The following is a 15,030-nucleotide window of genomic DNA, read 5'->3' as shown; positions in this document are numbered from 1 at the left end:
GGGCTTGCCCGCGAAGAGGCCAGTTCAGGCAGCACAAGTTCTGGATCAGAGCGCCGGCGTCCAAGTCACCCCAAACAACCAGCTCCGGCCTTCCTCCCGGTACCCATACTGCCCACCTTCGTGGCTATACAGCGCCCGGCTGTAGCCCTTGTCCAGCAGGTTATCCACCTTCAGCTCCAGCTTCACCTCGCGGTTCAACGCCCAACTGCCGCGCAACCCTAGCAGCGCATAACCGCCCAGGGCATTGCGGTTGTTCTCATCGTCGTAGCTGCTGCTCACGGCTTGCCAGGTGGCGCCCAGGCCCAGTCGGTCGAATTGACGGTCCAGGTCCAGGCTCAGGGTCCGGCGCGCACGGCGGGCGAGGGTGTGGCCGCTGTCGCGGTCCCGTGGGTCGATGATGGCCAGGCCCAAATTGCCCTGCCAGCCGAATAACTCTTGGCTCAGGGCTGCTTCGAAACCGTTGATCCGTGCCGAGGCGACGTTTTGTGGGCGGGAGTTGCTGCCGAAAATAATCGCGTCTTCCAGGTCCGTGCGGTACAGCGAAGTTTCCAGGCGGGCGCTGTCGCTCAGTTGGCTGCGCCATTGCAGTTCGTAGCTTTTCGCGGTTTCGGGTTTCAGGTCCGGGTTGCTGAATTGCGGGTAGTAGAGGTCGTTGAAGGTCGGTGCGCGGAAGCTTTCACTGTAGGTCAGCAGCACATCATTGTCCGGATTCACCGGCAGGGTGAGCGTGCCGCTCCAGCTATTCCGGGCACCGAACTGCTGGTTCTGGTCGCGGCGCACGCCCAGTTCGGTGGAGAACGTTTCGCCGCGCCAGCGATGCTGGATAAACGCGGCACGGTTCCAGCGGCTGTCTTCGTCATACGGCGTGCTGCTGTTGATCCGGTCTTCATACCAGTCACCACCAACGATCAGGCTGTTGCGATCATCCAGCGTTACATCGTTCTGCCAGGTCAGCGAGTCGCGGTAGGTGTTGAACACTTCCCGGACATCGCTGAGCTTGTCGAAGGTTTTTTCGCGGTTTTCGCTGTGGCCCAGTTCCAGGCGTGATTTCCAACCGTCGGTGATGCGCCCATCGACATACGTGCTGAAACTGCTCACCGCGAAATCGCTATAGGGCTGCTGGGGCAGCGACTCGAAGGTGTTCGGGTCGAAGCGGCCGAACGGATTGTCGTATTCGCTTTTACCGCGGTTATCCAGCAGGTTCAGGCCCACTTCCAGATCAGCGTTGAGCTCATGACTTACACTCAGGCTCAAGGACTGGTTACGGTTGGCGTCCGCGTCCCGGTCGCTGGCGTAGGATTCATGGGTGCGATTGGTCCCATCGGTTTCATCCAGGCTGGCGCCGAGGTTGAAGCGTGTCTGGTCATCGCCACCGGACAGGCCCAGGCTGCGTTCCCAGGTCTGGTGGCTACCGAAACCCAGGTGCAAGCGCGGTTGCAGGCCTTGTTCGTTAGCGCGGCGGGTGAAAATCTGGATCACCCCGCCCACCGCGTCGGCGCCGTAGATCACCGAGCGCGAACCGCGCAGCACTTCCACCCGTTCGATCTGGTTGATGTTCAGGCGTTGCAAGTTGCTGTCGCCGGAGGTGGAGTTGCCGATGCGCTGGCCGTCCACCAGCACCAGGCTCTGGGCCGATTTGGTGCCGCGAATGTAAATCCCCGGCAGGCTGCCCCGCCCGCCCAGCGGCGCCACCTGCACCCCCGGCACGCGGTTGAGCAGGTCCGTGACGCTGGCCGGTTGCAGGCGATCGATGTCGTCGCGGGTGAAAACCGTGTTGGCGGCGCTACTGTCGTTGCGCGCTTCAACCTGGCGGTTGGCGCTGATGACCACGTCGGGGAGCTTGAGGGCTTGGTCGCGTTCGAAGGTGTCGGCCAGCAGGTCGGTGTTGGGTAGCAGGGAGAGGGCTAGTGTGAGGCGCAGCTTCATGGTGATTCCGAGAATATTGGCTCTACACAAAACCAGTGTGGGAGCGGGCTTGCTCGCGAAAGCGGTGTGTCAGTCGACTTGGATATTGACTGATACACCGCTTTCGCGAGCAAGCCCGCTCCCACAAGGGTTCTGCGTTGTTTGAAAAATCAGAGGCCCAGCAGTCGTAACCGCAGCCGCACCGCCCCTTCGATCCCTGCCTCATCCAGCCCGCATTCAGCCAGCATCTGCGCCGGTTTGGCGTGTTCGACGTAGATGTCCGGCAAGCCCAGGTGCAGCACCGACTTGAGGATATTTTCCCGAGCCAGGAATTCGCTGACCGCCGCGCCGGCGCCGCCCATGATGGCGTTTTCCTCGACGGTCACCAGCAGTTCGTGACTGCCGGCCATTTCGCGCACCAGGGTTTCGTCCAGAGGTTTGACGAAACGCATGTCCACCACGGTGGCGTCCAGGGTTTCAGCGACCTTCAGGGCCTCGGCCAGTTGCACGCCAAACACCAGCAGGGCGGTCTGCTTGCCCTGGCGACGGATCACACCCTTGCCGATTTCGATGGGTTCGAGATCCGTCGAGAGGGTCGCGTTCGGGCCGCTGCCGCGAGGGTAGCGCACCGCCGCCGGGCCATTGAACAGGTGCCCGGTGGTGAGCATTTTGCGCAACTCGTTTTCATCGCTCGGCGTCATCAGCAGCATGCCGGGGATGCAGCGCAGGAACGACAGGTCGAAACTGCCGGCGTGGGTCGGGCCGTCTTCGCCCACCAAACCTGCACGGTCGATGGCGAACAACACATCGAGGTTCTGCACCGCGACGTCATGAACGAGCTGGTCGTAGCCACGTTGCAGGAAGGTCGAATAAATCGCCACCACCGGTTTCGCGCCTTCGCACGCCATGCCGGCGGCGAGGGTGACGGCGTGCTGCTCGGCAATCGCCACGTCGAAGTAGCGCTGCGGGTAGCGTTCGCTGAAGGCCACCAGGTCCGAGCCTTCCTTCATCGCCGGGGTAATGCCCACCAGGCGTGGGTCAGCGGCGGCCATGTCGCACAGCCATTGGCCAAACACAGCGGAATACTTCGGTCCGCTGGCCTTCTTCGGGGCGGTGGCCGGGGCGTCCACCGGCTCCAGCTTGGTGATGGCGTGGTAACCGATCGGGTCGACTTCCGCCGGGGCGAAGCCTTTGCCTTTCTTGGTCACCACATGCAGGAACTGCGGGCCTTTGAGATCGCGCATGTTGCGCAGGGTAGCGATCAGTGTGGGCAGGTCATGGCCGTCGATGGGGCCGATGTAGTTCCAGCCCAGCTCCTCGAACAGCGTACCGGGCACCAGCATGCCCTTGGCGTATTCCTCGGTGCGGCGGGCGATTTCCCAGGCGCCGGGCAGGCGCGAGAGCACCTTTTTGCTGCCTTCGCGCATGCTGGCGTAGGTGCGGCTGGAAAGAATCTTCGCCAGGTAGTTGGACAACCCACCGACGTTGCGCGAAATCGACATGTCGTTGTCGTTGAGGATCACCAGCATGTTGGCGTTGACTTCCGGCGCGTGGTTCAGCGCCTCGAAAGCCATGCCTGCCGTCAGTGCGCCATCGCCGATCACGGCAATCGCCTTGCGCTCGCTATTTTGCAGACGGGCGGCAATCGCCATGCCCAGGGCGGCGCTGATGGAGGTGCTGGAATGGCCGACACCAAAGGTGTCGTACTCGCTCTCGGAGCGCCGCGGGAACGCTGCCACGCCGTCCTTCTGGCGCAGCGTGCCCATGCGCTCGCGACGGCCAGTAAGGATTTTATGCGGATAGGCCTGATGACCGACGTCCCACACCAGCCGGTCGTCCGGGGTGTCGAACACGTAATGCAGCGCGATCGTCAGCTCGATGACGCCAAGGCCGGCACCGAAGTGGCCACCGGTCTGGCCGACCGTGTAGAGCAGCTCCAGGCGCAACTCATCGGCCAGGGTTTCCAGCTCGGCCTCACCCAGGCGACGCAAGCCGTCCGGCGTGTTGGCGCGGTCCAGCAGCGGCGTGGTCGGGCGTTTGCGGGGAATCTCTTGAAACGTCGTGGGCATCAGGCGAATCGTTATAGGTATAGAAAGAGGCGGCAGTTTACCTTATGCATCGCAAGCTGCCCACGCGTAGGCCGGAACTTGGCCGATACGCAGTCTGACCCCGTATCAGCTACGGCGTTCGACGATATATCGGGCCAGCTCGCGCAACGGCTCGGCCGCCGCGTCAAAGGGTCGCAGCGCGCTCAGGGCCTGGTCGCGCAACTCCAGGGCATAGGCCTTGGCTGCGTCGAGGCCGAGCAGGGCCGGGTAGGTCGGTTTGTCGCGAGCGATATCGGCGCCCTGGCGTTTGCCCAGGGTCTGGGTATCGCTTTCGACGTCAAGAATGTCGTCCTGCACCTGGAACGCCAGGCCAATGGCCCGGGCATAGGTCTGCAAGGCCTGCAGTTGGTCAGGCGTGGCTCGACCGCTGGCCAGGGCGCCGAGTTTGACGCTGGCCTCGATCAAGGCGCCGGTCTTGTGCCGATGCATGTACTCCAGCGCGTTTTGATCGAGCTTGAGGCCCACCGAACCAAGGTCGATGGCCTGGCCGCCGACCATTCCGGCGGGACCGGCCGCCAGCGCCAGGGTGCTGACCATGTCCAGGCGAATCTGCGCCGGGCAATCGTTCAGCGTCGGCTCCAGCAGGGCGCTGAACGCCAGGCTCTGCAAGCCGTCACCGGCCAGGATCGCGCAGGCTTCGTCGAATTTCTTGTGGGTGGTGGGCTGGCCGCGACGCAAATCGTCGTCGTCCATGGCCGGCAAATCATCATGGACCAGCGAATACGCGTGGATCAGCTCCACTGCGCAGGCCGCGCCGTTGGCCTGTTCAGGCGCGCCGCCCAAGGCCTCGCAGGCCGCATAGGCCAGCAGCGGCCGGACGCGCTTGCCGCCGTTCATCACGCTGTAGCGCATGGCCTCGTACAACCGCGCCAGCTCAGGGCTTGGGGCGGTGAACAGGCTATCCAGTGCCGCGTTGACCCGGGCCTGGCTGCCGGCCTGATAAGCGCCGATCATTCAGGCTGGTCCGCGTCGAACGGCTCTTCGGTCAGCTCACCATCGCGCTCGAGCAGCAATTGCACCTTTTGCTCGGCCTGGGCCAGCGCCGCCTGGCAGTCGCGAGTCAAGCCGATACCCTGCTCGAAGGCGGTCAGCGAGTCTTCCAGCGACAACTCGCCGTTCTCCAGCCGCTCGACCAGCGTTTGCAGGTCGGCCAGAGATTGTTCGAAGTCCAGTGCAGCTTTTTTGCGGGCCATGGCGGCGATTCCGGTTGACTGTTAAACGGGCGCGACACTAGCAGACATGGGGTATTGGGGCAAATCAGAGCAGGGCCAGCGCGGTCCGTGAGCCACTGCTTTTTGGTAAGGGGGCAGCTCCTGCCGGGCCTGTAGGAGCTGTCGAGTGCAACGAGGCTGCGATCTTCCCTCTGCCGATCGAATCTTGAGCGAAAGTTAAAAGATCGCAGGCTTCGCCAGCTCCTACAGGGCCAACGGGATTGCGTCAGAAATTACGTCAGTTTTCCTATTCGGCTCACGCCCCCCCTCAGTACGTGATTTCCCACACAGAATCGCGCGTTGCCTGATTGTGAATAATCCGCCGAATCGCTAACCTTCGCCGCATCTACGGGCCTCTTGTGGCGGGGCCTTCAGACGTAACCCGAATAATGACAAGCAGCGCCGAGGAAGGGCGCCGGGTTGCGTCATGCATGGCAGGAGGCATACATGCGTTTTCTTTCGTTGTTGATCGTGCTGACGGGCGCGCCGCTGGCGTGGGCCGAGCCTGCCGCCGAGCTGTCGGAGCCCGTGGGCGGCTGGCGCTACAGCGGCTTGCTCGATCGCACTGAGAACCCGCGCGTGGCCTATCCCACACCGCCCATCGACCGAGGCGTGCAGCGCAATCGCACGATGATCGAAGGCCGGCTCAATGCCATGGGCACGGCCCGTTCGCCCCACAGCCTGGCGGTCAACGGCAATCCACTGAATCTCTATACCGACGACGAAGGGCGTTTCGCCCGGCCGTATGCCTTTGGTGCTGGCTCCAACAGCGTCGAAGTACGCAGCTCTGCAGGCCAGTCCCTCAAACGCGTGCAGTTCTATGAAGCCAACAACCAGCGAACCCCGGCGCAGATCCGCGTGGTGCTGGGCTGGGACGATCCCAAGGCCGAACTGGACCTGCACATCGTCACCCCCGACGGTCAGCATGCGTTCTTCGGCCGGCCGGCGTTGAGCAACGGCGGCGGCCTCGACCCCGATGGCGTCGATGGCCCCGGTCCCGAGATGTTCACCATGACCGCACCGATGCACGGCACCTACCTGGTCTACGTGAACTACTGGGGTAACTACGGCAACGGTGGCTACAACTTCGAAGAAACCAGCAACCAGAACGAGGTGATCACCTCGCAGATCAACCTGGTGCTCAACGAAAACACCGTCGATGAAAAACGCGAAACCTTTGTCGTGCCCCTGCGCGCCATCGGCGATCTGTTGCTGGTCAAGACTTTCAACTATTAATGCTCCACGGATGAACAGGCCCTTGTGAATATGAGCGACAACACTGCTTCCCCGACCGCGCCGGCCCCCGCGGCCAAACCCGCGCGCCGCTGGCCGGCGCTGCTGATCGGGCTGTGCCTGGTGGCCGGTGTCGCTGCCGGACTGGGTTGGTTCATGACCAAGCCCAAGGCGCCGCCGATGGAACTGGCCCTGGAAAAACTCGGCCTGAGCCGCCCCGATGGCCTGCTCGAGGCCCATTCTCTGAGCCAGTTGCCCAGGGACTTGCTGGCGGTGCCGTTCCTCAAGGCCACGCTCACCGAAGATTTCGTCTTCTATTACGAAACCCATGCCGACCGCCTCGGGCTGATCGGCAGCCTGCGGCGGATCATCTACGAGCATGACCTCAAGCTGCAGGACAGCCTGATCGAGCAGCTTTTCGACCAGCCGGCCGACGTAGCGCTATGGCGCGGCGCCGACGGGCGGCTCAAGGATTTTCTGCTGGTGATGGATCGCGGTGGCCTGGCCAAGGTGCTGGAGCCGCTGGCAAAAGTGGCGCTGGATGATTCACAGCTCAGCCAGCTCGGCGAGATGAAAGTCGCCGGCGATGTGGTGCCGGTCTATCAACTCACCTATAACGCCAGCAAAGCCCTGGTGTTCGCTTCCCATGGCGACAAGCTGGTGGTGTTGTCCAATCCGACCAGGCTCTACGACCTGGGAAGTGGCCCCACCGACGAACCCGGCATGGTCTCGACCCAAGCCCTCGAAGCGTTGCTGGCCGGTGAAAAGCTCTTCCCCGAAGCCTTCGGCCTGCTGCCCAAGGCGCCTGAGGTCAAGCAACGCATCTCGGTCAATGCCAGCGTGCTCGCGATGGGCTACCAGCGATTCATCCCGAACTTCGCCGGGTTGCGTTTCGATATGGACGACAACGGCTGGCACAGCTTCCTGGCCATGGACGAACTGGAAGACCAGCCAGACTTCGACTTCAAGCCCATCTGGCAAGCCATGCCCATGGGCGCCAGCGCCTGCGTCGCCTTGCCTCTGGCCGCCGAACAACAGAAACCGTTGCTGGTGAAACTCGGTGCCGACGACAGCGCGGCCCAGACCATGATCGAGCACATGGCCGGCGCGGCGGGGCTGTGCTGGTACGCCGATTCACGGCTGTACACACCACTGCTGGTGGCGAACCTGAACGATGACGGCGGCAAGCTCGATGCCGACCTGGGCAAGCTGTTCGGTTCGATGGTGGGCGCCTACGAAAACAATGTCGCCGAACATGCGTTTGCGGTTGTTGAAACACAGGAAGGCCCGATGCACCGCTGGCAACGTCAGGTCAGCTCCAACTTCGGCCCTTACCCGGCCAAGGAGGCCGCGCAGCCCGAGGCGATCACCGGCAAGGCGTTCATGCAAGTCAGCCTGGCGCGGCACGGTTCGACCTTGCTGTTTTCCCTTGACGACAAACTGGTGGACAAGGCCCTCGGCACCCTCGACAAGCGCTTCCCGCCCATGGCCGACGTGGTGCCCAAGGACCTGCTGATGCCGGTCTACTTCGGCCCGGATGCCATGGCGCAACTGATGCAGCGCGAAACCCTCGACAGCTTGCCCCAGGACATGGAGCCGGTGTTCTACAACGCCGCGCAAACCTACCTGATTCCGAAGCTGCGCACCCTGGGCGGCTACGGCAAATACGCCCTGACATTGCCTGAAGGCAGCGAGCCGGACGGTCACTGGCAGTGGTTGCCACTGGAATGGAAAGCGCTGTGATCGGGTTGATCCGTCGCCCCGGATGGGTGTTGATGCTGGCGCTGCTGCTGGGCGGGCCGGCGTTTGCCGCTCAGACAGCCTCGCTGGATGTACAGCAATCGAAGGTCTTTCGCGCCTGGTTCGTGCGTATCGCCCAGGAACAACTGACCAAAGGCCCAAGCCCGCGCTGGTACCAACAGGATTGCGCCGGGCTGGTGCGCTTTGCGGCCAATGAAGCGCTGAAGGTCCACGACCAGAAGTGGTTGCGCAGCAATGGCCTGTCCAATCGCTACCTGCCGCCAGAGCTTGAGCTCAGTGACGCCCAGCGACGTCTGGCGCAGCAATGGCAACAGGGCGGCGGCAAGGTCGGGCCCTACGTCAACGCCATCAAGCTGATCCAGTTCAACAGCCATCTGGTGAGCCGGGACGTCACCCAGGCCCGTCCGGGCGACCTGATGTTCTTCGATCAGGGCGATGACCAGCACCTGATGATCTGGATGGGCCGCAACATCGCCTATCACACCGGCACCACCACCCCAACCGACAACGGCATGCGCTCGGCAAGCCTGCAGCAACTCATGAACTGGAAGGACACCCGATGGATACCCGACGCAGCCAACCCCAACTTCATCGGCGTCTATCGACTCAACTTTCTCTCCCAATGACCGGTGCCCGCATGCTGCGTTTGTGTTCAAAATTGCCCCTGCTGTTCGCCTTGTTGCTGGCGCCCATCGTCCATGCCGAAGACACGGTGGAGCCCAGCGGCTACACACCGTTGGCCGGTGAAAGCTTCTTCCTGCTGGCCGACAGCAGTTTTGCCAGCGACGAGCAAGCCATGGTCCGCCTCGAAGCGCCGGGTCGCGACTATCGGAAATTCCGCATGGAGCCGTATGGCGGTGCCGATATTCGCGTTTATCGCATCGAAAAACCGCTGGATTTCCTCAAACGCCAGAAGAACCTGCACCGGGTGGTCAGCGACGGCCAGTTCAAGGGCGAAGGACTGTCGAACACCCTGGCGTATCTGTGGGACAACTGGTATCGCAAATCCCGTCGGGTGATGCAGCGGGCGTTTTCCTACGAGTCCCGGCAGCAAGTCACCGAACAAGTGCCGGAACTGAAAATGGGCAGCGCCATCGCCGCGCCGACGCCCTACGATGCGCAACCACAGTTCGCCTTGATTCCGGGTCTGCCGGTGGTCAGCCAGTTCCGTTATCCGCTGTGGCAGGCCAAGCCGATCCAGCCGCCAGCGGGGGTCAACCTGGCGGGTTCGTCGAGTGAATTCATCAGTGTCGCGCCAGGCAACGTCTACGTGCCGCTGGGCCAGTTGAAACCGGGGCTGTATCTGGTCGAAGCGCTGATTGGTAAATACCGGGCCACCACCATGGTCTTTGTCTCCAACACCGTGGCGGTGAGCAAGATCGCCGGTGACGAGCTGCTGGTCTGGGCCGCGCGTAAACACGAAGGTCGTTCGGTGCCCAAGGTCAACGTGCTGTGGACCGACGGCCTGGGCGTGATGAGCAGCGGCGCCACCGATGAAGACGGCTTGCTGCGCCTCAAGCACGTCAGCCCGGAGCGTTCGTTCGTCATCGGCGAGGACGAGGAGGGTGGGGTATTCGTCTCGGAAAATTTCTACTACGACAGCGAAATCTACGACACCAAGCTGTTCGCCTTCACCGACCGGCCGCTGTATCGGCCGGGGGACTGGGTGTCGCTGAAAATCGTCGGCCGTGAATTCAAGAATGCCCGGGACTCGGTGCAGCCGACGGCCGCTGACGTCAATCTCAGCGTGCTGGATGCCACCGGCACCGAGCTGCAAACCCTGGCGCTGAAACTGGACGCCAAGGCCGGTGCCCAAGGCCGTTTCCAGTTGCCGGAAAACGCCGTGGCCGGTGGTTATGAGTTGCGCTTCAGCTACAAGGACCAGCTCTACAGCAGTGCCTTTCGCGTAGCCGAATACATCAAGCCGCACTTCGAAATCGCGCTGAACCTCGCCAAGCAGGATTACCGCACCGGCGAGCCGGTCAAGGGCGCTCTCGTGCTGCTGTACCCGGACGGTAAACCGGTGGCCAACGCCAAGGTGAGCCTGAGCCTGCGGGCCCAGCAACTGTCGATGGTGGATAACGAGCTGCAATACCTGGGGCAATTCCCGGTGGAGCTGACCAGCAGTGAAGTCACCACTGATGCCAAGGGCAACGCTACCCTCGAACTGCCGGCCGCCGACAGGCCGAGCCGCTATACGCTCACTGTGTTTGCCAGCGATGGCGCGGCGTATCGGGTCAAGACCACCAAGGAAATCCTTATCGACCGTGGCGCGGCGAATTTTCGCCTGAGCGCGCCCCAGCGTTTCAGCGCCGCCGGCGAGAACGTCTCGTTCAGTTACACCCACGAGGGTGGCACCGCGCAAAGCAACGCCGTGACGCCGGGCAGCTACGCCTGGGTGCGGCTGGAAGACCAGACCACCGGCGAAGGCAAGCTGGCGGCCAAGGACAAAGGCTTCAGCCTGACCTTCGAGCGCCCTGGCACCTACAATCTGACGCTCAAGGACGATCACGGTCGGGTGATTGGCGCCACCGGCCATTCAGTGACCGGCGAAGGCATCAAGGCCGTGCCGGGCACGGTCGAGATCGTCCTCGACAAGGCCCAGTACCAGGCCGGTGACGAAGCCCTGGCGCTGATCACTTTCCCGGAGCCGGTCAGCGATGCGCTGTTGTCGCTTGAGCGAGACAAGGTCGAGGCCACGGCGCTGCTGTCCAAGGGCGGCGACTGGCTGAAGATGGAAAAGCTCAGCGACACTCAATACCGCGCGCGCATCCCGGTGAAGGACGCTTTTGCGCCAAACCTGACCTTCTCGGTGCTGTACACCAAGGGCGGCCCATACAGCTTCCAGAACGCCGGTATCAAGGTGGTTGCGCCGCAGATCGACGTCGCCATCGTGACCGACAAAGCCACTTATCGGCCTGGCGACACGGTGACCGTTGACCTGAGCACCCAGTTCGTCGGCAAGGCGATCCCGGCGCACCTGACCGTCAGTGTCGTGGATGAAATGATCTACGCCTTGCAACCGGAAGTGGCGCCGACCATCGATCAGTTTTTCTACCATCCGCGTCGCAACAACGTGCGTACCAGCGCCAGCCTGTCGTTCATCAGCTACGACGTGGCCCTGCCGGGTAGTCCCGGTGCGCCGGGCAAGGCCAACCGCAGCGAGCGCGGTGTAAAAGTGCTGGAGCGGCCTCGTCGGGAAGACGTCGACACTGCCGCGTGGCAACCGGAACTGGTCACCGACGCTAACGGCAAGGCCCGTTTCACCTTCAAGATGCCGGACTCCCTGACGCGCTGGCGCATCACCGCCCGGGCCATCGCCGACGACGGCCAGGTGGGGCAGAAAAAGCAATTCATCGGTTCAGAGAAACCGCTGTACCTGAAGTGGAGCGGCCCGACCCGGTTCCGCAGCGGTGACAAACCGCAAATGGGCCTGTTCGCTTTCAGCCAGTCCGAACAGCCATTGAAGGCCGAGTTGCTGATCCGTTACGCCGGTACTGAACAGCGCGTGGTGGCGGACCTGAAGCACGGCATCAATTATGTGGCGCTACCGTCTCTGGAGCTGAGCAACGGGGACTTGAACGTACAGCTGCAGGTCAACGGCGAAACCCAGGACACCCTGGCCGTGCAACTCAATGCCATTGGCAACGGTTGGCAAGTCACCCAGAGCCAGCGTCTTGACGTGGCGAGCGGCGACACACCGCTGAGCCTGCCCCTTGATGCCAGCGATATCCGCCTGCGCCTGGACGACAGCCCGCAAGCGCTGTTCCGGTCGACCCTGGATGACTTGTTGAGCTACCCCTACGGCGGCGTCGAACAAACCGCCAGTCGTCTGCTGCCGTTGAGCATCGCCTACCCGACCCTGACGGCGAACCCGCAGGTTCGCGATCGCTTGCGGCTGATCATGCAAAACAGCCGCCTGCGCCTGGTACAAATGGCCGGGCCTGCGGCGAGCTTCACCTGGTGGGGCCAGGTGGGCGAACCGGATGCGTTCCTCACGGCCTACGCTTATTACGCTGACTGGCACGCCAGCCAGGCCCTGGACCTGAGCCTGCCGCCGGAGCACTGGCAGCGGGTGCTGGAGGTCTACGCCAAACAGGCCGGCGATACGCCGTTGCTGCAGCGTGCGCTGATCCTGTCGTTCGCCAAACAGATGCAACTGCCGGTGAACACCTTGCTCAGCGGGTTGATGGACGATCTGGCGAAAGCCGGCGAGGGCAGCGGTGCGAGCGTGATGGACAGTGGCGAAGACAGTCTGGTCATGAGCGCGCCGGATTCGGCTCTGGGCCTGGCCAGCGCGCGCGTGTTGACCGCTTCCCTCGCCAGGCAGGTGAAGGTGCCGCTGCCGGAGGCCTTCAGTCGGCAACTCGACGCCGCACAACAGCAACTGGACGTCAGCTCCCAGCCGTTCGTCGAGGCCTTGAGCCTGTCGCTGCAAAGCTTCGATCAGGCACGTGCCAAGGCCTTGCTTGAGCGTCTGCTGCCGCAGCAATCCACCCTTGAGCGGGCCCTGGCCTTGACCTGGCTGCAACGCAGCATCGAACAGGCTGCGCCCGCCGTGGCACTGACCCCGGGCGAAGGCTGGAAGGCCCGGCAAGGCGCCACCGGTGAAACCTACTGGCAATGGCAGGGCGCGCAGCTACCGACCCTGCTGACCCTCAGCGGTGCCGAGGAGCGCCCGCTGCAGGCGGCATTGAGCTACCAGAGCCAGCAAGCGCCGGTGGCGCCGATGGCGGTGACCATCACCCGGCGCTTGTCCCGTCTGGTGCCGGGTGACGAGGCCTTCACCTTCAAGCTCGAAGCCGTGGGCAACAAGCCGCTGTCCAGCGACAGCCTTTATCTGGATGAAGTGATCATCAACAGCAAGGCGTCTACGCCGCTGCGCTACGGCATGCTCGAAGTGCCGCTGCCGCCGGGTGCCGATGTGGAGCGCACCACCTGGGGCATCCAGCTACTGGGCAAGGCCGGCAGCGAACCGACTGCCCTGGAGAAGGCCCGCTTCGAGCCGGGCCAGATGGGTTACGCGGTGCCGCTGGACGCCCTCAGTGGCGAGCTGCGCCTGCGGCATCTGGTGCGCTTCTCACAGAAAGGCCAGTTCACCTTGCCGCCGGTGCGCTTCACCCAGGTCTATGCGCCACAGCATCAGGCTCGGGAGCAGAAACCAGCGCTTGGTCAGGTCACGGTCAACTGACATGCGCAGACCTTGGGTCTGGTGGCTGTTGTGCCTGATCCCTGCGCTGGCTACAGCGCAGGACGAGCCGTTGCGCCTGGCCTTCGACGGTCAGTTGCTGCGGGTGAGTCAGACTCAGGTGCTGGACCGTCAGCCCTTGCCCGATGCTCTGCAGGCGCCGCTGGGCAGCGTGTGGAAGCTGTTTGTCTACGCGTGGCTGGTGGATACCGATGCCCATGAGCCGGTTTATGAGTGTCGCGGTGAGTCCAAAGAGGAAGTCTATTGCTGTAGCGCCGGGCAGAGTATCGGTCGCGATCAGGCGTTGGTGAAATCCTGCGGCCTGTATTTCGAGCCGCAGCGGCTCGGTCTTTCGGCTTCGAACTGGCGCGAGTACTGGCAGGCCCGCCAAGCGCCGTCGTGGCTGCTTGACCTGCCGAGCCTGCAACCGCAAAAACAGGTTCGCGTGGCTGAACTACTCAAGGCACTGTCGATGCTACCGGCTCAGGATCAGGCTCGTCGGGTGCTTCTGGACGTGGTGCTCAATGCAGCGGATGGGCGTCTCGTCGGCCAATTGGGCAGTCGTCTGCGGGTCAAGACCTGGAGCTGGCTGGGTGAGCAGGACCCGTCATCGCGCCAGGGCGGTTTTGCCGGTTGGCTGGCCGACGGCACGCCGGTGTGGGCCGGTGGGCGTGGCACCAGCGAGCAGATATTGAAGGCCTACGGTGATGGATTGGCGGCGGCACTGCCGTCCCGTTGGCCGGCGGAAACGGGGCGATGCGTGGAGGTGGACCTGTTCGCCCGGTATCCCCTGCAACGGGTGATGGCCGGTGACCGGCCGGCCACCCCAGGTCCGTTGCGCGGCGATTATCGTGTCGAATTCGCCAACGGCAACCAACTGGATATCCACAGCGACGGCGAGCTGTTCCTGCTGCCCGGCAAGCTGGTGGCGCGACTGGATCGCGAAGAGTACGTCGCCCGAGTCCTGCAGCGTGAAGCCAAGGCTGAACCTGCCGAAGCGGCCAAGGCCCTGGCCGTGGCGATCCGCAGTTACCTGCTGCAAAACGCCCAGCGTAACGGCGATTGCCTAAGTATTGATGACAGCAGTCATCGCCAGCGCGTCGCCCCGCGTCCGGCGGCGGCGCAAACCCGCGCCATCGCTGCCTGGACCAGCGATCTGGTGCTGGCCGGCACCGACGTGACCTACCACTCTGACCAAGCCGGCCCGGACAAACTGTCCTGGGCGCAAGCCGTGGAGCAAGCCAACGCGGGCCAGCGCTACGACGCCATCCTGCTGCAGGCCTACCCGCGTGCCAGCCTCAGCCGCTGGGACAATCCGGTGGCGTCGTGTGAAGCGCTGCCCGCCGCCCAGGACTGGCTGTTGAAACAGCGACGCGGCTGGCGCCCCCGGCTGGCAGGCGAGGTGGGGTACAACGAAATTAGCGCTTTCGCCGTCTGCCGTGTCGCCTTTGGCCGGCCCTATGTCGACCGCGAACGCCGGCGCATCTACGTGCGCGGTGTGCTGTCGCTGCAAGACCGCCTCGATCTGACCCACGAATACTTGCACCTGGCCTTTGAAGCACATCCCAACGGCCAGGACGAAACCTACATCGAAGGGCTTGCCCGTCACCTTTTGCTGGAATAG

General features: G+C 63.4%; 9 protein-coding genes. 5 read left to right on the top strand and 4 right to left on the bottom strand.

All coding sequences use genetic code 11. The features are described from left to right. Positions 1–45: 45 nt before the first annotated feature. The 4 genes from BMY45_RS03890 to BMY45_RS03875 all read right to left on the bottom strand — a co-directional run bounded on the left by BMY45_RS03890 (position 46) and on the right by BMY45_RS03875 (position 5,206). Positions 46–1,926 carry a TonB-dependent receptor domain-containing protein gene (locus BMY45_RS03890; RefSeq protein ID WP_092394771.1) on the bottom strand — a complete coding sequence of 627 codons (1,881 nt, stop codon included), beginning with the start codon at positions 1,924–1,926 and terminating at the stop codon, positions 46–48. Between the two features lie 149 nt (positions 1,927–2,075). Next, the gene (gene dxs / locus BMY45_RS03885; protein WP_092394768.1) at positions 2,076–3,974 is read right to left on the bottom strand and encodes a 1-deoxy-D-xylulose-5-phosphate synthase; all 1,899 of its coding nucleotides are present in this window, start codon (positions 3,972–3,974) and stop codon (positions 2,076–2,078) included. 105 nt (positions 3,975–4,079) lie between these two features. Then, positions 4,080–4,967: a (2E,6E)-farnesyl diphosphate synthase gene (gene ispA / locus BMY45_RS03880; protein ID WP_092394766.1), complete on the bottom strand. Its 888-nt coding sequence runs from the start codon at positions 4,965–4,967 to the stop codon at positions 4,080–4,082. Beyond that, complete coding sequence (locus BMY45_RS03875) at positions 4,964–5,206, bottom strand: exodeoxyribonuclease VII small subunit (protein ID WP_047229733.1); 243 nt, start codon at positions 5,204–5,206, stop codon at positions 4,964–4,966. Before BMY45_RS03875 ends, ispA begins: the two co-directional genes overlap by 4 nt. Positions 5,207–5,671: 465 nt before the next feature. Here BMY45_RS03875 and BMY45_RS03870 point away from each other — a divergent pair, with 465 nt between their 5' ends. From BMY45_RS03870 to BMY45_RS03850, 5 genes are read left to right on the top strand one after another with little or no spacing between them, the layout of a single operon-like run. Further along, a complete protein-coding gene (locus BMY45_RS03870; RefSeq protein ID WP_092394763.1) occupies positions 5,672–6,460 on the top strand; it encodes a YfaP family protein in 789 nt (262 codons plus the stop codon). 30 nt (positions 6,461–6,490) lie between these two features. Then, entirely contained in the window at positions 6,491–8,200 is a 1,710-nt protein-coding gene (locus BMY45_RS03865; RefSeq protein ID WP_092394760.1) for a DUF2138 domain-containing protein, read from the top strand. Then, complete coding sequence (locus BMY45_RS03860; RefSeq protein WP_092394756.1) at positions 8,185–8,844, top strand: DUF1175 domain-containing protein; 660 nt, start codon at positions 8,185–8,187, stop codon at positions 8,842–8,844. Before BMY45_RS03865 ends, BMY45_RS03860 begins: the two co-directional genes overlap by 16 nt. Next, entirely contained in the window at positions 8,841–13,409 is a 4,569-nt protein-coding gene (locus BMY45_RS03855) for an alpha-2-macroglobulin family protein (protein ID WP_092394753.1), read from the top strand. Before BMY45_RS03860 ends, BMY45_RS03855 begins: the two co-directional genes overlap by 4 nt. Before the next feature lies 1 nt (position 13,410). Further along, positions 13,411–15,030 (top strand): DUF2300 domain-containing protein, encoded by a 1,620-nt coding sequence (locus BMY45_RS03850; protein ID WP_092394750.1) that lies wholly within the window; start codon positions 13,411–13,413, stop codon positions 15,028–15,030.

The organism is Pseudomonas sp. NFACC39-1, assembly GCF_900110355.1.
Lineage (GTDB): Bacteria > Pseudomonadota > Gammaproteobacteria > Pseudomonadales > Pseudomonadaceae > Aquipseudomonas > Aquipseudomonas tehranensis.
Note: the sequence above shows the minus strand (reverse complement) of the source record. Positions and strands in the feature narration are given on the sequence as shown.